The organism is Neptunicoccus cionae (genome assembly GCF_014643735.1).
Lineage (GTDB): Bacteria > Pseudomonadota > Alphaproteobacteria > Rhodobacterales > Rhodobacteraceae > Amylibacter > Amylibacter cionae.
Window position 1 is genome coordinate 318,075 of the sequence record NZ_BMKA01000002.1, and the last position, 18,254, is coordinate 336,328.

Consider the following 18,254-nt stretch of genomic DNA (forward strand, 5'->3'; position numbering starts at 1 on the left):
TTTTTTGAAGCACTGCGAACGTTAACAGGGTTGCACCAAGCGCCATGGCCGCTAAAACCCCTCACAACAAGAGGGACTCGGCCATGATACCACCCACAATCATAGAGCGATGCGAGGCTGCGGGCCTGCGCATGACTGAACAGCGCCGCGTGATTGCCCGTGTCCTTCAGAATTGCGACGACCACCCCGATGTGGAAGAACTCTACGCCCGCGCCTCAGAGGTTGATGCCGGTATCTCTATTGCCACGGTCTATCGGACGGTGAAACTGTTCGAAGAATCGGGCATACTGGAGCGTCTGGAGTTTGGCGATGGCCGTGCGCGTTATGAAGATGCAGAGCGGGACCACCATGATCATCTGATTGACCTGCATTCCGGTGAAGTTATCGAATTTGTCGATCCCGAAATCGAAGAACTACAGGAGCGGATCGCAGCCAAGCTCGGCTATGATCTTCGCGGCCACAAAATGGAACTTTACGGCGTTCCCCGCGATACTGGGAAAGAACGGTCAGAAAAGTGATATTCGCCCCCCAAAGCGACACATTGCGCGCGATCCTGATGATGATCCTGTCCATGGCAGCATTTGCTGCGACGGATATGTTTGTCAAACTGGCCTCCCTGACGCTGCCCCCGTCACAGGTGATGTTTTCTATGGGGATTGGCGGCACCATTCTGTTTGGGCTTTTGACCAAGGCCAGCGGCACGCCGGTTCTGTCGCGGCGCATCCTGCATCCCGCGATCCTTAGCCGCGGCGTTGCGGAAATCATCGCCGCTTGCGGTTTTCTGATGGCGCTGACCATCCTACCGTTCTCTACGGCTTCCTCCATCCTGCAAGTCACCCCGCTGCTCGTCACGCTTGGCGCGGCGCTGTTTCTGCGGGAAACTGTAAGCTGGCGACGCTGGAGTGCGATCTTCATCGGGATGAGCGGCGTTCTAATCATCCTCAACCCTTTCGCAGAAACAACCGAGGCCCACCCTGCCTTGTTTTCCACCGGCTCTTTGCTAGCGATTATTGGCGTGTTCGGCCTTGCGGGGCGTGATCTATCCACACGTTTCATTCCCAAAGACGTGCCCAACCTGCAAGCCTCTACGTGGGGGTTCTTCACCGTTGCGATCGCCGGAGTGATCCTGTCATTGTTCAGCACGCAGTGGCAGATGCCGAACCTGCTGACGTGGGGCTATATTTGCGGTCTGGTTGCCTTTTCAGGGATCGGCTATTTCGCGATCACCTCGGCCATGCGCATCGGGGATATATCTGCCGTGGCCCCGTTCCGCTATTCCCGTATCATTTTTGCCTTCACCCTGTCCGTTATTGTCTTTGACGAGGTGTTGACCCTTCAAACCCTGTTTGGCGCCGCAGTGATCGTGGCGGCCGGACTCTATGTCTGGCTGCGCGAACGCCGATTGGCCCGCGCCATCCCCCCTGAAACCGTAGCGGCATAAGCCACATGCCCTGCTAACTGAACGAACTAAAAAGAGGAATTTGACATGACCGCAATTATCGAAATCACCGGACGCGAGATCCTCGACAGCCGGGGCAATCCCACTGTTGAAGTAGACATTCTGCTGGAAGACGGCACTTGGGGCCGCGCAGCTGTGCCTTCGGGGGCTTCCACTGGGGCCCATGAAGCTGTTGAGCTGCGGGACGGTGACAAAGACCGCTACCTTGGCAAGGGTGTCCTGAAAGCCGTTGAAGCCGTAAACGGTGAAATTGCCGAGGCGCTGCTGGGCGTAGATTCCACGCGCCAGTTGGTCATCGACAATATCATGATTGATCTGGACGGCACCGAAAACAAATCCCGCCTTGGCGCAAACGCCATTCTGGGTGTTTCTATGGCCGTTGCCAAAGCTGCCGCGCAAACGCTGAACCAATCGCTGTACCGTTACATCGGCGGCACATCTTCCCGTTGGTTGCCGGTTCCGATGATGAACATCATCAACGGCGGCGAACATGCGGACAACCCGATCGACATTCAGGAATTCATGATCATGCCGGTTTCTGCACCCAATGTGCGCGAAGCCGTCCGCATGGGCGCCGAAGTGTTCCACACCCTGAAGAAAGAGCTGTCCGAAGCGGGTCATAACACAGGTGTTGGCGATGAGGGCGGGTTTGCCCCGAACCTCAGTTCCACCACAGACGCGCTGGATTTCATCATGAAATCCGTCGAAAAAGCCGGTTATAAACCGGGTGAGGACATCTACCTCGCGCTGGATTGTGCGGCATCCGAATATTACGAAAATGGCCTCTACAACTTCAAAGGCGAAGGCAAAAAGCTCTCCTCTGGCGAGAATGCCGAATACCTTGAAAATCTGGTGAACAACTACCCGATCATCTCTATCGAAGACGGTATGGACGAAGATGACTGGGACGGTTGGAAGACCCTGACCGACAAAATCGGCGACCGCTGCCAACTGGTGGGCGACGACCTGTTTGTCACCAACACCAAACGTCTGGCCCGTGGCATTGATGACGGCTGCGCGAACTCTATCCTTGTGAAAGTGAACCAGATCGGCACGCTGACCGAAACGCTGGAAGCCGTGGATATGGCCACCCGCAACGGGTTCACATCTGTCATGTCACATCGCTCCGGCGAAACCGAGGATGCCACCATCGCCGATCTCGCAGTGGCAACAAACTGCGGCCAAATCAAAACCGGCTCTTTGGCCCGTTCAGACCGGCTCGCGAAATATAACCAACTGATCCGCATCGAAGAAATGCTGGGCGACGTGGCGCAATACGCTGGCAAATCCGTCCTGCGCGGCTGATCTAACGCCGCTAAAAAACCAGGAAACCGGGCCATCGCGCCCGGTTTCTTATTGGCGCGTTTTGGCGGGTGTGGGCGTTCTATCCTCCCAGACCATCCGATGGTGCGCAATTTACGTGCTGCTGCGCGCGATCACGTCGGCAAAACGCCTAAATAGCTGGACGGCGCGCCACGTAACCGATATGAAATCCGCTACAAGAATGAAGGTGCAGTCATGGCCGATCCGGAACATCCGCAGATTTACCTTATTACCCCCCCGCAGTTTGAGCTTTCAGCCTTCTCGTCAGAGCTGAGCCGAATGCTCGACAGTTTTGCGGTGGCCTGCGTGCGCCTGCGCTGTGCCTCGGAGGCGGCAGCGGATATTGGCCGTGCCGCCGACAACCTGCGCGAAGTCTGTCACACCCGCGATGTGCCGCTGGTGGTGGAAAATCACGGCAAAATTGCATCCGTGCACGGGTTGGACGGGGTACACCTGACGGACGGGCCGAGACAGGTCCGCGACATGCGCAAATTGCTGGGCGACGATGCGATTGTCGGCAGCTTCTGCGAGAACTCCCGCCACATCGGGATGGCCGCGGGCGAGGCCGGAGCCGATTACATCGCCTTTGGTCCATTGGCCGAAAACCCGCTCTCCGTGTCCGATCCAGTGGATTTTGACACGTTCGAATGGTGGTCCGAGATGATCGAGATACCGGTTGTTGCGGAAGGGGCGATCTCGCTCGATCTGGCCGCGCAACTGGCACCTGTTACGGATTTCTTCGCGTTCGGTCCCGAAGTCTGGTCCGCTGAGAACGGGCCCGATGCAGCGCTGAAAGCCTACCTAGAGCGGATCATGTAAGCCACTGCGCACAGCCGTTTCACACAACCGCGCCATATCCTTGCGACATTTCACCGTGGCGGCCTGTATCGGCGGGTGAAACACCGCCTCAATCCGGCCCTGACGCCGCTGGGCCAGCACGCGAAACAGGTCCGGCGCAAAGGCTGTATCCCCCCACCATCCGTAAAATCGCGGATCTTCCCCGTCAGGCGCGATGTAATTCAGTGTGACCGGTTGCACCCAAAGGCGATCTTTCAGATCCGGCTCAATGAAGGCGGCGAACAAGGTAGAGCGAAACGGCAGCACTCGTTGTCCGTCCGTGCTGGTGCCTTCGGGAAAGAACAACAGCCGATGCCCCTGTACGATATAGTCCTTCACAAGGTTTGTGTGCCGTGCAGCATGGCTGGTGCGCCGTTCGATAAAAATCGTACCGACAGAGCGGGCAATTATCCCGATCAACGGCCAGTGCTGCACTTCGGCCTTAGCCACAAACAGCACTTCCTGCACGGCGTTCAGCGTAAATATATCAAGCCACGAGCAATGATTCGCCACCACTGCGCCGCCGTACTGCATGGGGGAGCCTTTGGGGATCACCGGCAGGCCGATCACTCGCAAGACACCGCGGCAGGCAAGCCCGACGCACCACTGCGCAGCCGCTGCGAACCCCAGAACGCGTAACAAAACCATCGGCCCCATCAGCCCGAAAATTATAACTGCCATCGCCGCAACGCGTAAAATGCAGCGGAGCCAGCCCATTATCCCAAAGGGTTTTACCACGGGGCGGCTGCCATCATCCCATGTGGTCATGCAGCGCGCCCTCGCAACAGTTGCGCCCGTTGTTTGGCGGGAATCCTCTGCTGATCCAGCACGAGGCACACATCAATCGTGTTAAAGTCCCGATCCACATAGGCACCTTGCCCGACCCAACCACCCAACCGGATATAGCTTTTGATCAGCGCCGGTATCTGACGCACGGCGACAAGCGGATCGATGTCCCCTGCCGCGACTATATCCATCCCGACGCAACAAGCTTCACGGGCCCTCACTCGCAGCGATGGCGGCGCAAGATGTTTATGGTGCAGATAGGACAGACCCTGCGCGTAATCATGCGGGTCTGTTCCGGCAAAAGAGGCGACCCCGAACAGCAGTTCAATCCGGTTGCGCAGCACATAATCCGCCACCCCCTGCCACAAAAGATGCAGTGCAATACCGTTGCGATAGGCCGGATCGATGCAACTGCGCCCCAGCTCTACTGCAGCGCGTTCCGACCGGATGATCGGGCCAAGGTCATATTCCTGCGCCCCGTAAAACCCCTGCCCCTGCGCCGCGGTTTCACTGCGCATCATGCGATAGGCGCCCACAACATTGTTTTCGGAATCCTCAATTCTGGTGTCGATCAGAAGGAGATGGTCAAAGTAAGGATCAAAGGCGTCTACTTCGCGGTTGGCAACGTCCCCGTCAAAGGCCGGGCGCGCACCCATTTCCTCTACGAACACGCGGTACCGAAGCCGTTGGGCCGCGGCGCGTTCCTGTTCCGTCTCTGCCAGCTTCAGCACAAAATGCGACGTGTTCACGATCATCTATGGCCCTCCCGACCAATTAAGGAAATATTAACCCAATCGGCATAATTTCGTCGTCAGACTGCAATTCAGGAATAAAACTTGAAAACTCAACTGAAAGTAGCATACTCATTCTACAGCACGCCAGCTACACTGGCTCTAGGGCCACATGGTCGCCATTGATTACAACTTTGCCGACCTCTTCAAAGTTGACGGTTATTTTGCCGTCTACAACAGATTGAACCTGCCCCAGCCCCCATTCGGGGTGTTCGGGACTGCGCACCAACTGTCCGGGCGTCAGAAATTCAATCATGGAAAGCCTTTTGTTAAGCCTATTGGTGATGCCTATGTATGACACTTCCGATGACATTACAGCCCTAATCAGCGCCAGAATATGCCACGACCTTGCCAGCCCTCTGGGCGCGATTGCCAACGGCGTCGAACTTCTGGAACTGTCCGGCGTCGCCGATATACCAGAGGCGGTGTTACTCTCTGATAGTGTAAATTGCGCGACGGCGCGGATGGCGTTCATCCGTCTTGCTTACGGATTTGCGAACAGCCAGTCCAAGATGGCCCCGTCACAAGCCCAGCAGTTGCTGTCCGGAAATTTTGCAGATCGCAAGATTGCAATTCAATGGCGGGTGTCGCAAGACATGCCGAAACCACTGGCTAAACTTCTGTTTTTATTGGTGCAGTGCTGCGAAACCGCCCTGCCCTACGGCGGCGAAATCCAGCTTCACCAAAGGGGCGAAGTGTTCGACCTGCACACCAACGCCAAAGAGGTCCGTCATGATCCGGCCCTGTGGGGATGTCTGGCACCCGATGCTGCGCGACCAACGGTAACGTCAGCCCTGGTGCATTTTGAATTGGCACGGCTTCAATCCGGAAAACTTGGACGGGACATCAGCGTCCGGTTCAGCGACACGACACTCGACATGACCATCGAATAAAGACTGACGTTTCAGCCCACCTCGACAGGCACCAGACCTTTGCGGAAGCGCCGCATGTTCGCCTGATACCCCTCGGCGGATCTGGTCAACATGGCTTGCGCCGCCGCGTCCAGTTCGCGCACAACCTTACCAGGTGCGCCCATGACCAAAGAATTGTCAGGAATGACTTTATTCTCGGTGATTAATGCGTTGGCACCGATCAGGCAGTTATTGCCGATTACCGCGCCGTTCAATACGGTGGCGCCCATGCCGATCAAGGAATTATCCCCAATGGTACAACCGTGCAGCATCGCCTTATGCCCGATGGTGCAATTCTTTCCAATCGTCAGCGGATAGCCCATATCTGTATGCAGTACGGAGTTTTCCTGAATGTTGGAGCCTTCCCCCAGCAAAATCAGTTCGTTATCCCCGCGCAGCACCGCCCCGAACCAGACCGAAGCACCGGTTTCCACCCGCACACGGCCCATCAACTGGGCGCTTGGCGCAATCCAGTAGTCTCCGTCAGGCGCCAGTTCCGGCGCGATTCCGTCCAGTTCGTAGATCATAGCATCGCCTCACATTCTGCGTTCAATTTGCGCACCCGTTCCACCAAACCCGGTTGACGATCCCGCCGCAAGCGTTCAGCTGTCACAATAGAGCGCAACTGGGTTTCGCAGGCTTCCAGATCTTCATTCACCAGCACATAGTCGTATTCTGGCCAGTGGCTTATCTCGTCCCGCGCCTTGGACATCCGGTTGTTCACCACTTCCGCACTGTCCTGACCGCGGGCATTCAGCCGGCTTTCCAGTTCCTCGATTGAGGGGGGCAGCAAGAAAATTGACACCACGTTATCCCGCAAACTAGAAGCACGAATCTGCTGCCCCCCTTGCCAGTCCACATCGAATAACACGTCTTGCCCCATCGCAACCGCTGCGGCCACGGGGGCGAGTGGAGAACCGTAGTGATTGCCGAAAACCTCGGCGTGCTCCAGCATTTCACCTTCCGCAACCATCCGAAGGAACTCATCTTGGGATTTAAAGTAGTAATCTTTGCCCTCAACCTCTTGGGGGCGCATCGGGCGGGTGGTGGCAGAGACCGAAAAGTCAATCGCGGGGTCTTTGGCCAGAAGCCGTTTGGCCAATGTGGATTTTCCCGCACCCGACGGCGATGAGATGATGATCAAAAGCCCGGATCGTATCTGTTCAGACATGGTTACTCCACATTTTGCACCTGCTCGCGCATCTGGTCGATAACAGCTTTCAGGTCAAGCCCGATCCCAGTCAGATCCGTGTAATTCGCTTTGGAACACAGGGTATTGGCCTCGCGGTTGAATTCCTGCGTTAGGAAATCGAACTTGCGTCCGATAGGACCGTCCTGCGCCAGCAAATCGCGCGCGGCGGCTACATGGGCTTGCAACCGGTCGAGCTCTTCAGAAACATCCGCTTTCACCGCAAGAACGGCGAGTTCCTGTTCCAACCGCTGTTCGTCCACCGCATCAGTGGTTCCAAGGACGCGGGCGAGGTTCATTCGCATGGTTTCCGCCACATGATCCCGCCGCCCGTCAAGCACATCGCCCGCCTGCCGACACAGCCCGTCGATCTGGTCGATCTGCTGTTTCAAAAGCTCGGCCAGTGCCGCGCCTTCGGCCCCTCGCGCCTGTGCAAATGCCGCGAGCGCAGTTTCAAAATCCTGCTTCACCGGTTCAATCACAGCCCCGAGGGGATCGGTCTCTGCTTCAACAGTGCCAAATACACCCGGCAGCGCAAGAATTGCCGCGATATTTAGCGGTGCCACTTCCACCTTGGCTTCATGGGTCGCGATTCTGGCAGCCTCAAGCGCCCGTTCCAGACCTTCCGGATTAAGCTGCGCAACGCGGGCAGCGCTGGTACGTTTCATCCGCAGGCCAACCGTGATCGTGCCCCGCTTGCAAATCGCGGCAATCTGTTTACGCGCCACAGCTTCGAGCCCGTCAAACCCTTCGGCAAGCCGCACCCGCACATCCAATCCACGTCCGTTAACACTGCGGATTTCCCAAGCCCAAGACACTGCGCCACTGCTACCATTGGCCGACGCGAAGGCCGTCATAGAATTAACCATAAAAGAAAATTTGCCTCACTTTTGAATCGATTGTGTGCCAGATAGTCGGCGAGGGGACTGTTAAAAAATCCTTATCAAAATACACTACGGTTCTCAACAAATGCGTTCAAACTGCGCAGGGGTTATTAATGCGATATCATATTTCCAAGTTAGGGACGGGCGATGCTGACGTGCTGCATCTGGCTCGCAAGTCTGCAGATATACAGCATCCCGTCATCCTTGACGTTTTTGATCACTGGGAAGTGTTGCGTGCCGGGCGCCTCGCACCACTGCGATCGGAATTGGACCCACGCAAGATCAGCCATGTCATCGACCATGTGTTCGTTCTGGAGTATAAAAGCCCCCTTGATGTAAGGTTCCGGCTCGCTGGTATGGCCCTGTGTAAGTTGCTGGGCATGGAACTGCGCGGTATGCCTGCACGGGCATTGTTCGGTATTGGCCACCGCGACGAATTGGGCCGCGTGCTGGATGATATTGTGACAGCACCGAAGATTATCGAATTGGTTTTAAAATCTCCTTCTCAAGGGGCACCGGAACTGGGTGCGCGTATGCTTTTGTTACCCATGCAAAGTGTAGAAGGGCAGTATTCGCGGATATTGGGCTGTCTGGTATCAGACGATCCGGCGCTTCAGGTTCCGGCGCGGTTTGACATTACAAAGGTCAACACAACCCGAATCGTAGGTGCGATGGCCCCGTCACGCCCCCGCGGAAAGGGGCATGAGCCAACGCGCAATCCGGCACAGACCGCCCACAGCGTACCGCAGACGCCAAATGCGTTTCAGGAGCCGCCCTTGTGTTTTGAAAGCCTTCGCAAACCGGAAGCTGGCACCAAATCTGCCACCCGACGTCTGGCAGCAGGGAAACCCTACCTGCGATTGATTAAGGATGGGTAAACGAAACCGGTGAGTTCTGACCCCACCAATAAAAAACGCGGCCCCGAAGTGCCGCGTTTTTCAATTTTCACAATGCGCGCAGGGTTAGATTGCCTGACGCTGCGCCTCAACCCGCTCTTCCAGCTCTCCGGCGACCAAAAACGCCAGTTCCAGCGCTTGGGATGCGTTAAGCCGCGGATCACATGCCGTGTGGTAGCGATCTGACAGGTCTTCATCCGTCACCGCCCGAACACCACCGGTGCACTCGGTTACATCCTTACCGGTCATTTCAAAGTGTACGCCGCCGGGCACCGAACCTTCTGCCTTGTGGATGCCGAAGAACTCCCTCACTTCGCGCAGAATGCTGTCGAAGGGACGGGTTTTGTAACCGGAGGACGACTTGATCGTGTTGCCGTGCATCGGATCGCAGGACCAAACCACATTGGCCCCTTCTTCGCGCACAGTTTTAATCAGGCGCGGCAGGTGATCCCCCACGGAACCGGCACCGAACCGGGCGATCAGTGTCAGACGGCCCTCTTCGTTTTCCGGGTTCAGCTTGGCCATCAGAACCTTCAGGTCTTCAGCCGTTGTGGTTGGGCCGCATTTCAGACCAATCGGATTTTGCACGCCGCGACAGAACTCTACGTGGGCGCCATCTGGCTGGCGGGTGCGATCACCGATCCAGATCATATGGCCAGAGCCGGCAACCGGCAGGCCGCTGGTGGAGTCGATCCGGCACAGTGCCTCTTCGTATTCCAGCAACAAGGCTTCGTGGCTGGTATAGAAGTTCACTGTATGCAGCGAGGATGTGTTGTCAGATGTAACACCAGCCGCTGTCATAAAGTCCAGACTGTCGGAAATCCGGTTGGCCAGTTGTGTGTATTTCTCGGCCGCCCCTGCCGCATTGGCGAAGCCGAGGTTCCATTCGTGAACACGGTGGATATCGGCAAAACCGCCCATAGAGAACGCGCGCAGCAGGTTCAGGGACGCCGCAGCCTGCGTGTAAGCTTGCAACATTCGGTCCGGATTAGGAATGCGGGAGTCCGCTGTGAAGTCGATATCGTTGATAATGTCGCCGCGGTAGGACGGCAGTTCCACGCCATCAATCGTTTCCGTGCCAGCAGAGCGGGGTTTGGCGAACTGGCCGGCAACGCGGCCCACTTTCACCACAGGAACCTTGGCACCATAAGTCAGCACCACCGCCATTTGCAGCATCACTTTATAGGTGTCGCGCAACATGTCGGCGTTGAATTCCGCAAAGCTCTCGGCGCAGTCACCGCCTTGCAGCAGGAATGCTTCCCCACGGGAAACAGCAGCCAGTTTCGCCTTCAGCGAACGGGCCTCGCCCGCAAAAACCAGCGGTGGATAGCTGGACAACCGGTTCTCCACTGCGTGCAGTGCAGCCGCGTCGGTATAGTCCGGCATCTGAATCCGCTCTTTGGAACGCCAGTCAGATTTTTTCCAAGCCGAAGTCATCGGGTCTCTCCTTGGTGGGGTATCGGAATTCCGGTCATACAACAGGCCCCGCCCTTTGGCCAGAACTCCAATCGCAGGATCAGCGGCGAATGGCGCTTTTTGGCAGTTTTGAAAAAGCGATCCAACGATAACGTTAACCCCTTGTGGCAATTTTGCAAAAAACTACAAGTTGAACCCGACCCAAACTGCCCAAGTGATTCGGGCCTATCGATCGTTGCTGCCATGCCATCTGCCAAACAGACCCCAGCCGAAACCAAGACTCGCAACTACGTTTTTCTATTGCTAGACCAGTTTTCGCTGGTGCCATTTTCCACGGCGCTGGATGCCTTGCGCATTGCAAACCGCTTTGACAAACGGCTGCGCTACAGCTGGCACATTGTTTCTGCGGATGGTGCGCCGGTCGCCTGTTCTAATGGCACGAAAATCATGCCGGATTCCGGACTGGAGGACGTCGCGCGGGAAGACACCGTGATGATTTGTGGCGGGCTGGAAATCGACCGCACCTCGACCAAGCCGGTGATGAACTGGCTGCGGCGGGAGGCGCGCAAGGGGGTGTCGATCGGCGGGCTGTGTACCGGTGCGCACACAATGGCCAAGGCCGGATTGCTCGACGGTAAGAAATGTACGATCCACTGGGAAAACTACGACAGTTTCACCGAAGAATTCGACGAGGTAGAGCTGTATAAGTCGGTCTATATGATTGACGGAAACCGGTTTACATCGGCGGGCGGGACGTCCTCGCTCGATCTGATGCTGAAACTGATGGCAACACGCGATGGCGAGGATATTGCCAACTGGGTGGCGGACCAGTGTTTGCACACCAACATCCGCAGCGAGCGGGACGAACAGCGCCTGTCCATTCCAACACGTATCGGCGTGCGGCATCCAAAGCTGTCTACAGTGATCCAGATGATGGAAAGCAATATCGAAGAGCCGGTGAGCCCCTCTGTTCTGGCGCAGGACGTGGGCATGTCCACCCGCCAGTTGGAGCGTCTGTTCAGCCGTTACCTTAGCCGCTCTCCGAAGCGGTATTATATGGAGTTGCGTCTGCAAAAGGCGCGTAATTTGCTGATGCAGACTGAAATGTCGGTGATTAACGTGGCGCTCGCTTGCGGGTTTGCATCGCCGTCGCATTTTTCCAAATGCTACCGCGCGCAATACGACACCACGCCCTACCGCGAACGGGGCTCACAAGCTTCGCGCAATCCCGACCTCAAACCTATCGACTGATCCGGAACAATCCGCCGCGATCCACGCTCAGGAACCAGATAGACCCGTCGGGCGCCTGGCGGATGTCTCGCACCCGTCCGGTTTCGCGGGACTTCAACTGCTCCCCCGCAGAGAGTTTCGCGCCGGAGCGGTCCAGCCTTGCGATGTGATCGAACTTCAGCGATCCAACAAAGATATCGCCTTTCCATTCCGGAAACATTTGCCCCGAATAGATCATCATGCCTGATGGTGCGATGGAAGGGTCCCAGTAAAAGGCCGGTTGTTCCATGCCTTCTTTGGTGGTGCCTTGGCCAATCTTCCCGCCGGAATAGTGCTCGCCGTAGGAAATGACCGGCCAACCGTAGTTTGCGCCCCGTTTCACACGGTTCACCTCATCCCCGCCCTTGGCTCCGTGTTCCACCACCCAAAGCTGCCCCGACGGGTCAAGCGCGGCACCCTGTGCGTTGCGGTGGCCGTAGGACCAGATTTCGGGCAAAGCGTTTTTGGTGCCGGTGAAGGGATTAGAGTTCGGCACCCCGCCGCTGCGGGCCACGCGAATGACCGATCCGTTGTGCATCGACAAATCCTGCGCCAATGGGCGGTTGCCCCGCTCCCCCACGGTCACGAACAATGTGCCGTCGTCCGCTTCAACCACGCGCGATCCGAAGTGCCGCCCGCCGCGGTTGCCCGGTTTCATCTCAAACAGCACGCGAACATCCGTCAGCGCGGCGGATTGCGCATCAAACCGCGCCACAGCGAGTGCCGTGCCCGCCCCGCCGGATTGGGATTTCGCATAGGTCAGAAACAGCTCGCCGCTTTGTGCAAAATCCCGTGCAAGCACCACATCCAGCAACCCGCCCTGCCCCTTGGCATAGACTTTCGGCACGCCGGAGACGCGGGTCTTGCCCCCTTTACCGTTAAACAACCACAGCCGTCCCTTACGCTCTGTCACAAGAAACTGCCTGTTTGGCAGAATCGCCACCGCCCAAGGCTCGTCCAGCCCTTTGGCAAGTTGCGTCACCTGCAGCGACCCGAGCGAGGATGCCACGGTTTGCGCAAGCGCCGCACCGGAAGAAAAGCAAAGCATTACCGCCATTAACATCAACTTCATTACAAAAACTCCTCTTCGGTGGTTACTATGTTACTTGCTGCAAATCCGGCGTGGGACAAGGGTGCCATTTGACCCTTGATCAAGCAAGGATACCCTTGCATTTAGTACCATAGTCACTAGTGTCCCTGCCTATTATTCATGCAGGGAGAGAACACATGAAAAAACTACTGCTCGCATCAGCCGCCACAGTTGCGCTGGCCGGAACCGCCTTTGGCGAAGCCCATGGCGACGTTAAACTGGGCGTAATCCTCGGCTTCACAGGCCCGATTGAATCGCTCACACCCGCAATGGCAGCTGGTGCAGAACAGGCGATGGCCGAAGTGTCTGAATCCGGTAAATTCATGGGCGGCAAGTCCATCATGCCCGTCCGCGCAGACAGCACATGCGTTGACTCCGCTGCTGCCAGCGCCGCTGCCGAGCGCCTGATCACATCTGACGGTGTGTCCGGTATCGTTGGCGCGGACTGTTCCGGTGTGACAACCGCAATCCTGACCAATGTTGCTGTTGCAAACGGCATGGTAATGATTTCACCGTCCGCGACTTCACCTGCCCTGTCCGACGTTGACGACAACGGCCTGTTCTTCCGCACATCCCCATCCGACGCCCGTCAGGGGCAGGTGATGACCGAAGTGATCATGGACCGCGATATCAAATCCGTTGCGATCACCTACACCAACAACGACTACGGCAAAGGTCTTGCCGATGCGTTCCAGTCTTCTTTTGAAGCAGCCGGTGGCACTGTGACCATCTCCGCTGCCCATGAAGACGGCAAGGCAGACTATTCCGCAGAAGTTGGCGCACTGGCCGCAGGTGGTGGCGATGCTCTGGTGGTTGTCGGTTATCTCGACCAAGGTGGTAAGGGCGTGATTGAAGCCTCGCTTGACTCTGGTGCGTTTGAAACATTCGTTCTGTCCGACGGTATGGTTGGCGACAGCCTGCCAGCAGCCATTGGCGAAGACCTGAACGGTTCCTTTGGTCAGGCACCGGGCACAGACAGCGAAGGCGCTGCCATGCTGAACGATCTGATGGCTGATGTGGACGCATCCGCGCCATATGTTGCAGAATCCTATGATGCCGCAGCCCTGATCGCACTGGCGATGCAAGCTGCCGATTCTACTGATCCTTCCGCTTACAAGGAAAAGATCATGGAAGTTGCCAACGCACCGGGCGAAAAAATCATGCCGGGTGAACTGGGCAAAGCGCTGGAGATCATCGCAAACGGCGGTGACGTTGATTATGTCGGCGGCTCCAATGTGGAATTGATCGGCAGCGGCGAAAGTGCTGGCAGCTACCGCGAGATCGAGATCAAGGACGGCGCGCTGTCCACGGTCGGCTTCCGCTAATCGCTCATTGACGCATTTAAGCAGCCCGCAATCCATATTGCGGGCTGCTTTTTTAGATCGGCACACACACCATGATCAAAGTTGAAAATCTGGCGAAGCGGTTCGGCGGCTTTTACGCTGTGAACAACGCTTCGCTTGAAATCGCCAAAGGCTCCATCACGGGCCTGATCGGCCCGAATGGCGCGGGCAAAACCACACTCTTTAACGTGATTGCAGGGGTTCACCAGCCCAGCGCCGGACGGGTGCTGCTGGATGGAGAGGACATTACCGGCCTCCCCCCGCATTCGCTGTTTGACCGCGGCTTGCTGCGGACCTTCCAGATCGCCCACGAGTTTTCCACCATGACCGTGCGCGAGAACCTGATGATGGTTCCCCCCGATCAGGCGGGCGAACGACTGTGGGACGCTTGGTTCAAACCGGCCCTCGTGCGCAGTCAGGAAGCCGAAATTCGCAAGAAGGCGGATGAGGTGATCGAGTTTCTGGAAATTTCCCATGTGGCGGATGAACTGGCAGGTAATCTGTCCGGTGGTCAGAAAAAGCTGCTGGAACTGGGCCGCACCATGATGGTCGATGCCAAGATCGTTTTTCTGGACGAAGTAGGCGCCGGTGTGAACCGCACGCTGCTGAACACAATCGGCGATGCAATTCTGCGCCTGAACAAGGAACGGGGCTATACCTTCTGTATGATCGAACACGATATGGATTTCATCGGCCGTCTGTGTGATCCGGTGATCGTTATGGCCGAAGGCACCGTTCTGGCCGAAGGCTCCATCGACGAAATCAAGGCCAACGAGCAGGTAATCGAAGCCTATCTCGGCACCGGCCTGAAGAATAAGCCGCAGGTGAGCGCATGAGCTATCTTTCAGCCAGCAACATGACCGGCGGTTATGGCCGGGGGGCGGACATCCTGCACGATTGCACGATTGAGGCCGCGGAAGGCGAAATCGCCGTGATCGTAGGTCCCAATGGCGCGGGCAAATCCACCGCCATGAAAGCCGTCTTTGGCATGTTGAACCTGCGACAGGGCAGTGTGACGCTGGATGGGGAGGACATCACCCATCTGACACCCCAAGACCGCGTTGCGAAAGGCATGGCGTTTGTGCCTCAGACGTCCAACGTGTTCCCGTCTATGAGCGTGGAAGAAAACCTTGAAATGGGGGCCTTCCTGCGCCGTGACAACATCACTGGCACGATGGAGCAGATCTATGATCTGTTCCCGATCCTCAAGGAAAAGCGCCGCCAGAACGCCGGAGAGCTGTCGGGCGGTCAACGCCAGCAAGTGGCTGTTGGCCGTGCGCTGATGACCCAACCCAAGCTGCTGATGCTCGACGAGCCGACTGCGGGTGTGTCGCCCATCGTGATGGACGAGTTGTTCGACCGCATTATCGAGGTCGCGCGCACCGGCATTTCCATCCTGATGGTGGAACAGAATGCCCGTCAGGCGCTGAACATCGCCGACAAAGGGTACGTTCTGGTACAAGGGCGCAACCGGTTCACCGACACCGGCGAGGCGCTGATGAACGATCCCGAAGTCCGCAAAAGCTTTTTGGGGGGATGATGCGCAGCACTGTCCCGCCCCGCTCTGCGGCCCGCCCTCTCTTTTCCGGAACATCGGTGACGCCCGTCCGTTCCGCCAGCCATCAGAAAGCTCTGTCATGGAACTCCTGAACGCCTTCATTCTATTGTCGAATTTCGTGCTGGTGCCTGCCATCGCCTATGGCTCCCAACTTGCGCTCGGGGCGCTGGGGGTTACGGTGATCTACGGTATCCTGCGCTTCTCCAACTTCGCCCACGGGGACACTATGGCCTTCGGGGCTATGGTGACGATCCTGTTTACGTGGTGGTTCCAGTCTATGGGCATCAGTATCCACCCGCTGCCTACGGCCCTGCTGGCGCTGCCTTTTGGTATCCTGTTCTGTATCGGCTTCGTGCTGGCGACAGACCGTGTAATCTATCGCTTCTACCGCCGCCAGAAAGCCGCGCCAGTGATCTTTCTCATCGCCTCTATGGGGGTGATGTTTGTGACCAACGGTATCGTGCGCTTTATCATCGGGCCGAACGACCAGCAGTTTGCCGATGGCGAACGGTTCATCATCAAAGCCCGTACCTTCAAGAAAATGACCGGCCTTGCAGAAGGGCTGTCCTTCAAGGTGTCCCAGGGCATCACGGTTGTAACCGCCATTCTGGTGGTGATTGCGCTGTTCTGGTTCCTCAACCGCACCCGCACGGGCAAATCCATGCGGGCCTATTCCGACAACGAAGATCTGGCCCTGTTGTCCGGCATCAACCCTGACAAAGTGGTTATGGTCGCATGGATCATCGCTGCCACGCTCGCCACGATTGCAGGGACACTCTACGGGTTGGATAAATCCTTCAAACCTTTCACCTATCTGCAACTGCTGCTGCCGATCTTTGCGGCGGCGATTGTCGGGGGGCTCGGTTCCCCCATCGGGGCAATTGCGGGGGGCTTTGTGATCGCCTTTTCGGAAATCATGGTCACCTACGCCTATAAAAAATTCATCGCCTATCTGGTCCCCGAAAGCTGGGAGCCTGATACGCTGGTGCAACTTCTGTCCACGGATTACAAATTCGCGGTCAGCTTTATGATCCTGCTGCTGGTGCTGCTGTTCCGACCCACAGGTATCTTTGCGGGGAAATCGGTATGATTGTTACACTTCTCGGACTCGCCTGTTTTGCGCTGCTTGTGGTCTCACTCGCCCCCCGTCTGGTGGGCCTATCACCCTTACCGGACCGGATCAGGAACGTATCGCTGTTTGCGATCATGGCGCTTTTGATTACCATCGTTGGTCTGATCCAAAGCTGGAATGTCGCGCTGGCGTTGTTGAACCTGTGCCTGATCTCTTCGATCATGGCGCTTGGGGTCAATATCCAGTGGGGCTATGCTGGCCTGCTGAACGTTGGGATCATGGGCTTCGCCGCACTTGGCGGTGTGGCTGCTGTACTGATCTCGGCTGATCCGGTGGCGGACGCATGGGCCGCCGGAGCCTTGGGGATTTTCGTGTCGTTTATCCTCGCTGTGGTCACGGTTATGGCCACCGTTTATGCCTATCGGAATATGGCCCCCTCTATGGCCCGCAATCTGGCACTGTTTGCCATTATCGTCATCGGCCTGATTGCGATCCGTTACTTTTACGGACCGGCAAAAGACGCGATCGAGGACGTTAACCCTGCCTCCGAAGGCTATCTCGGCGGGCTGGGACTGCCGATCATTCTGGCATGGCCCGTAGGCGGTGTTCTGGCCGGTCTGGCCGCTTGGGTCATTGGCAAAACCGCCCTTGGCCTGCGCTCTGACTATCTGGCGATTGCGACACTGGGGATTGCCGAAATCATCGTGGCGATCATCAAGCACGAGGATTGGCTGACACGGGGCGTCAAGAACGTCTCTGGCCTGCCACGTCCCGTGCCCTATGAGATCGACCTCCAGCAATCCCAGTGGTTCGTGGACATTGCAACCCGTCTGGGACAAGACCCCGCGCTGTCGTCTTCGGTGTTTGTGAAACTCTGCTACGCGGTCCTGTTTACTGTGGTCCTGCTGGCGGTGCTCTGGCTGTCGGAACGGGCGCTCAATTCGCCGTGGGGGCGGATGATGCGCGCGATCCGCGACAACGAAGTCTCGGCGAATGCGATGGGCAAGGACGTGGTCGCACGCCACCTTCAGGTCTTTGTGCTCGGCTCTATCGTTGTGGGGATTGCGGGCGCGATGCTGACAACGCTCGACGGACAACTTACCCCCGGCGCGTACCAGCCGTTGCGCTATACCTTCCTGATCTGGGTCATGGTGATCCTTGGCGGATCCGGTAACAACTGGGGCGCGGTTCTGGGTGGTTTTGTGGTCTGGTTCTTCTGGATTCAGGCAGAGCCTATCGGTTCGTGGTTGATGCAAACCCTGACCGCTGGCATGGCCGAGGACAACGCCCTGCGGGTCCATCTGCTCAACAGCACCGCCCATATGCGTCTGATGACAATGGGGATTATTCTGCTGCTGGTCCTGCGGTTCAGCCCACGCGGCCTGATCCCCGAGAAATAGCAGACACCCTTAACGCCAGAGGGCTGTTCC

Annotated in this window: 20 protein-coding genes; 12 read left to right on the forward strand and 8 right to left on the reverse strand. The window is 57.2% G+C overall.

Translation table 11 applies throughout. The features are described from left to right. Window positions 1-86 precede the first annotated feature (86 nt). The 4 genes from IEX10_RS06745 to IEX10_RS06760 all read left to right on the forward strand — a co-directional run bounded on the left by IEX10_RS06745 (window position 87) and on the right by IEX10_RS06760 (window position 3,601). Window positions 87-518: a Fur family transcriptional regulator gene (locus IEX10_RS06745; protein ID WP_188674574.1), complete on the forward strand. Its 432-nt coding sequence runs from the start codon at window positions 87-89 to the stop codon at window positions 516-518. Continuing rightward, the gene (locus tag IEX10_RS06750; protein ID WP_188672398.1) at window positions 515-1,441 is read left to right on the forward strand and encodes a DMT family transporter; all 927 of its coding nucleotides are present in this window, start codon (window positions 515-517) and stop codon (window positions 1,439-1,441) included. The genes IEX10_RS06745 and IEX10_RS06750 overlap by 4 nt, the downstream gene beginning before the upstream one ends. Window positions 1,442-1,486: 45 nt before the next feature. Then, window positions 1,487-2,764, forward strand: a complete 1,278-nt coding sequence (gene eno / locus IEX10_RS06755) for a phosphopyruvate hydratase (RefSeq protein WP_188672401.1) — start codon at window positions 1,487-1,489, stop codon at window positions 2,762-2,764. A 213-nt stretch (window positions 2,765-2,977) separates the two neighbouring features. Then, a complete protein-coding gene (locus tag IEX10_RS06760) occupies window positions 2,978-3,601 on the forward strand; it encodes a thiamine phosphate synthase (RefSeq protein ID WP_188672403.1) in 624 nt (207 codons plus the stop codon). Here IEX10_RS06760 and olsA read toward each other — a convergent pair. From olsA to IEX10_RS06775, 3 genes are all read right to left on the reverse strand, one after another. Continuing rightward, window positions 3,584-4,387: a lyso-ornithine lipid O-acyltransferase gene (gene olsA / locus IEX10_RS06765; RefSeq protein WP_188672406.1), complete on the reverse strand. Its 804-nt coding sequence runs from the start codon at window positions 4,385-4,387 to the stop codon at window positions 3,584-3,586. The genes IEX10_RS06760 and olsA overlap by 18 nt on opposite strands. Further along, window positions 4,384-5,160 (reverse strand): GNAT family N-acetyltransferase, encoded by a 777-nt coding sequence (locus IEX10_RS06770; protein WP_188672409.1) that lies wholly within the window; start codon window positions 5,158-5,160, stop codon window positions 4,384-4,386. The genes olsA and IEX10_RS06770 overlap by 4 nt, the downstream gene beginning before the upstream one ends. Window positions 5,161-5,287: 127 nt before the next feature. Beyond that, window positions 5,288-5,452: a DUF3553 domain-containing protein gene (locus IEX10_RS06775; RefSeq protein WP_188672412.1), complete on the reverse strand. Its 165-nt coding sequence runs from the start codon at window positions 5,450-5,452 to the stop codon at window positions 5,288-5,290. A 34-nt stretch (window positions 5,453-5,486) separates the two neighbouring features. Here IEX10_RS06775 and IEX10_RS06780 point away from each other — a divergent pair, with 34 nt between their 5' ends. Further along, window positions 5,487-6,089, forward strand: a complete 603-nt coding sequence (locus tag IEX10_RS06780) for a histidine phosphotransferase family protein (protein ID WP_188672414.1) — start codon at window positions 5,487-5,489, stop codon at window positions 6,087-6,089. 11 nt (window positions 6,090-6,100) lie between these two features. Here IEX10_RS06780 and IEX10_RS06785 read toward each other — a convergent pair whose 3' ends face one another. The 3 genes from IEX10_RS06785 to IEX10_RS06795 are packed head-to-tail and all read right to left on the reverse strand — an operon-like array spanning window position 6,101 to window position 8,153. Further along, window positions 6,101-6,634 carry a gamma carbonic anhydrase family protein gene (locus IEX10_RS06785; RefSeq protein ID WP_188672417.1) on the reverse strand — a complete coding sequence of 178 codons (534 nt, stop codon included), beginning with the start codon at window positions 6,632-6,634 and terminating at the stop codon, window positions 6,101-6,103. Next, window positions 6,631-7,278: a guanylate kinase gene (gene gmk / locus IEX10_RS06790; RefSeq protein WP_188672420.1), complete on the reverse strand. Its 648-nt coding sequence runs from the start codon at window positions 7,276-7,278 to the stop codon at window positions 6,631-6,633. Before gmk ends, IEX10_RS06785 begins: the two co-directional genes overlap by 4 nt. A 2-nt stretch (window positions 7,279-7,280) precedes the next feature. Then, window positions 7,281-8,153 (reverse strand): YicC/YloC family endoribonuclease, encoded by an 873-nt coding sequence (locus tag IEX10_RS06795; RefSeq protein WP_229678457.1) that lies wholly within the window; start codon window positions 8,151-8,153, stop codon window positions 7,281-7,283. A 140-nt stretch (window positions 8,154-8,293) separates the two neighbouring features. Between IEX10_RS06795 and IEX10_RS06800 the strand changes: the two genes are divergently transcribed. Beyond that, complete coding sequence (locus IEX10_RS06800) at window positions 8,294-9,058, forward strand: PAS domain-containing protein (protein WP_188672426.1); 765 nt, start codon at window positions 8,294-8,296, stop codon at window positions 9,056-9,058. Window positions 9,059-9,142: 84 nt separating this feature from the next. On the opposite strand, the gene IEX10_RS06805 is transcribed toward IEX10_RS06800, so the two are convergent. Beyond that, complete coding sequence (locus IEX10_RS06805; RefSeq protein ID WP_188672429.1) at window positions 9,143-10,513, reverse strand: class II 3-deoxy-7-phosphoheptulonate synthase; 1,371 nt, start codon at window positions 10,511-10,513, stop codon at window positions 9,143-9,145. 222 nt (window positions 10,514-10,735) lie between these two features. On the opposite strand from IEX10_RS06805, the gene IEX10_RS06810 reads away from it, so the two are divergent. Continuing rightward, window positions 10,736-11,743: a GlxA family transcriptional regulator gene (locus IEX10_RS06810; protein ID WP_188672432.1), complete on the forward strand. Its 1,008-nt coding sequence runs from the start codon at window positions 10,736-10,738 to the stop codon at window positions 11,741-11,743. On the opposite strand, the gene IEX10_RS06815 is transcribed toward IEX10_RS06810, so the two are convergent. Then, window positions 11,733-12,833, reverse strand: coding sequence for a PQQ-dependent sugar dehydrogenase (locus tag IEX10_RS06815; protein WP_188672435.1), 1,101 nt, complete (start codon window positions 12,831-12,833; stop codon window positions 11,733-11,735). The two genes, IEX10_RS06810 and IEX10_RS06815, sit on opposite strands and share 11 nt — an antisense overlap. 155 nt (window positions 12,834-12,988) lie before the next feature. Here IEX10_RS06815 and IEX10_RS06820 point away from each other — a divergent pair, with 155 nt between their 5' ends. The 5 genes from IEX10_RS06820 to IEX10_RS06840 all read left to right on the forward strand — a co-directional run bounded on the left by IEX10_RS06820 (window position 12,989) and on the right by IEX10_RS06840 (window position 18,224). Beyond that, window positions 12,989-14,176, forward strand: a complete 1,188-nt coding sequence (locus IEX10_RS06820; RefSeq protein WP_188672438.1) for an ABC transporter substrate-binding protein — start codon at window positions 12,989-12,991, stop codon at window positions 14,174-14,176. Window positions 14,177-14,247: 71 nt separating this feature from the next. Next, window positions 14,248-15,030, forward strand: coding sequence for an ABC transporter ATP-binding protein (locus IEX10_RS06825; protein ID WP_188672440.1), 783 nt, complete (start codon window positions 14,248-14,250; stop codon window positions 15,028-15,030). Next, window positions 15,027-15,734 (forward strand): ABC transporter ATP-binding protein, encoded by a 708-nt coding sequence (locus IEX10_RS06830; RefSeq protein WP_188672444.1) that lies wholly within the window; start codon window positions 15,027-15,029, stop codon window positions 15,732-15,734. The genes IEX10_RS06825 and IEX10_RS06830 overlap by 4 nt, the downstream gene beginning before the upstream one ends. Before the next feature lie 97 nt (window positions 15,735-15,831). Continuing rightward, entirely contained in the window at window positions 15,832-16,842 is a 1,011-nt protein-coding gene (locus IEX10_RS06835) for a branched-chain amino acid ABC transporter permease (RefSeq protein ID WP_188672446.1), read from the forward strand. 116 nt (window positions 16,843-16,958) lie between these two features. Then, window positions 16,959-18,224, forward strand: a complete 1,266-nt coding sequence (locus IEX10_RS06840; RefSeq protein ID WP_229678517.1) for a branched-chain amino acid ABC transporter permease — start codon at window positions 16,959-16,961, stop codon at window positions 18,222-18,224. The last annotated feature ends 30 nt before the right edge of the window (window positions 18,225-18,254 follow it).

Excerpts from the sequence above, each read along its gene's own strand:
- eno (WP_188672401.1), top strand. The coding sequence starts at position 1,487 with ATGACCGCAATTATCGAAATCACCGGACGCGAGATCCTCGACAGCCGG.
- IEX10_RS06760 (WP_188672403.1), top strand. The coding sequence starts at position 2,978 with ATGGCCGATCCGGAACATCCGCAGATTTACCTTATTACCCCCCCGCAG.
- olsA (WP_188672406.1), bottom strand. The coding sequence starts at position 4,387 with ATGACCACATGGGATGATGGCAGCCGCCCCGTGGTAAAACCCTTTGGG.
- IEX10_RS06770 (WP_188672409.1), bottom strand. The coding sequence starts at position 5,160 with ATGATCGTGAACACGTCGCATTTTGTGCTGAAGCTGGCAGAGACGGAA.
- IEX10_RS06775 (WP_188672412.1), bottom strand. The coding sequence starts at position 5,452 with ATGATTGAATTTCTGACGCCCGGACAGTTGGTGCGCAGTCCCGAACAC.
- IEX10_RS06780 (WP_188672414.1), top strand. The coding sequence starts at position 5,487 with ATGTATGACACTTCCGATGACATTACAGCCCTAATCAGCGCCAGAATA.
- IEX10_RS06785 (WP_188672417.1), bottom strand. The coding sequence starts at position 6,634 with ATGATCTACGAACTGGACGGAATCGCGCCGGAACTGGCGCCTGACGGA.
- gmk (WP_188672420.1), bottom strand. The coding sequence starts at position 7,278 with ATGTCTGAACAGATACGATCCGGGCTTTTGATCATCATCTCATCGCCG.
- IEX10_RS06795 (WP_229678457.1), bottom strand. The coding sequence starts at position 8,153 with ATGACGGCCTTCGCGTCGGCCAATGGTAGCAGTGGCGCAGTGTCTTGG.
- IEX10_RS06800 (WP_188672426.1), top strand. The coding sequence starts at position 8,294 with ATGCGATATCATATTTCCAAGTTAGGGACGGGCGATGCTGACGTGCTG.
- IEX10_RS06805 (WP_188672429.1), bottom strand. The coding sequence starts at position 10,513 with ATGACTTCGGCTTGGAAAAAATCTGACTGGCGTTCCAAAGAGCGGATT.
- IEX10_RS06810 (WP_188672432.1), top strand. The coding sequence starts at position 10,736 with ATGCCATCTGCCAAACAGACCCCAGCCGAAACCAAGACTCGCAACTAC.
- IEX10_RS06815 (WP_188672435.1), bottom strand. The coding sequence starts at position 12,833 with ATGAAGTTGATGTTAATGGCGGTAATGCTTTGCTTTTCTTCCGGTGCG.
- IEX10_RS06820 (WP_188672438.1), top strand. The coding sequence starts at position 12,989 with ATGAAAAAACTACTGCTCGCATCAGCCGCCACAGTTGCGCTGGCCGGA.
- IEX10_RS06825 (WP_188672440.1), top strand. The coding sequence starts at position 14,248 with ATGATCAAAGTTGAAAATCTGGCGAAGCGGTTCGGCGGCTTTTACGCT.
- IEX10_RS06830 (WP_188672444.1), top strand. The coding sequence starts at position 15,027 with ATGAGCTATCTTTCAGCCAGCAACATGACCGGCGGTTATGGCCGGGGG.
- IEX10_RS06835 (WP_188672446.1), top strand. The coding sequence starts at position 15,832 with ATGGAACTCCTGAACGCCTTCATTCTATTGTCGAATTTCGTGCTGGTG.
- IEX10_RS06840 (WP_229678517.1), top strand. The coding sequence starts at position 16,959 with ATGGCGCTTTTGATTACCATCGTTGGTCTGATCCAAAGCTGGAATGTC.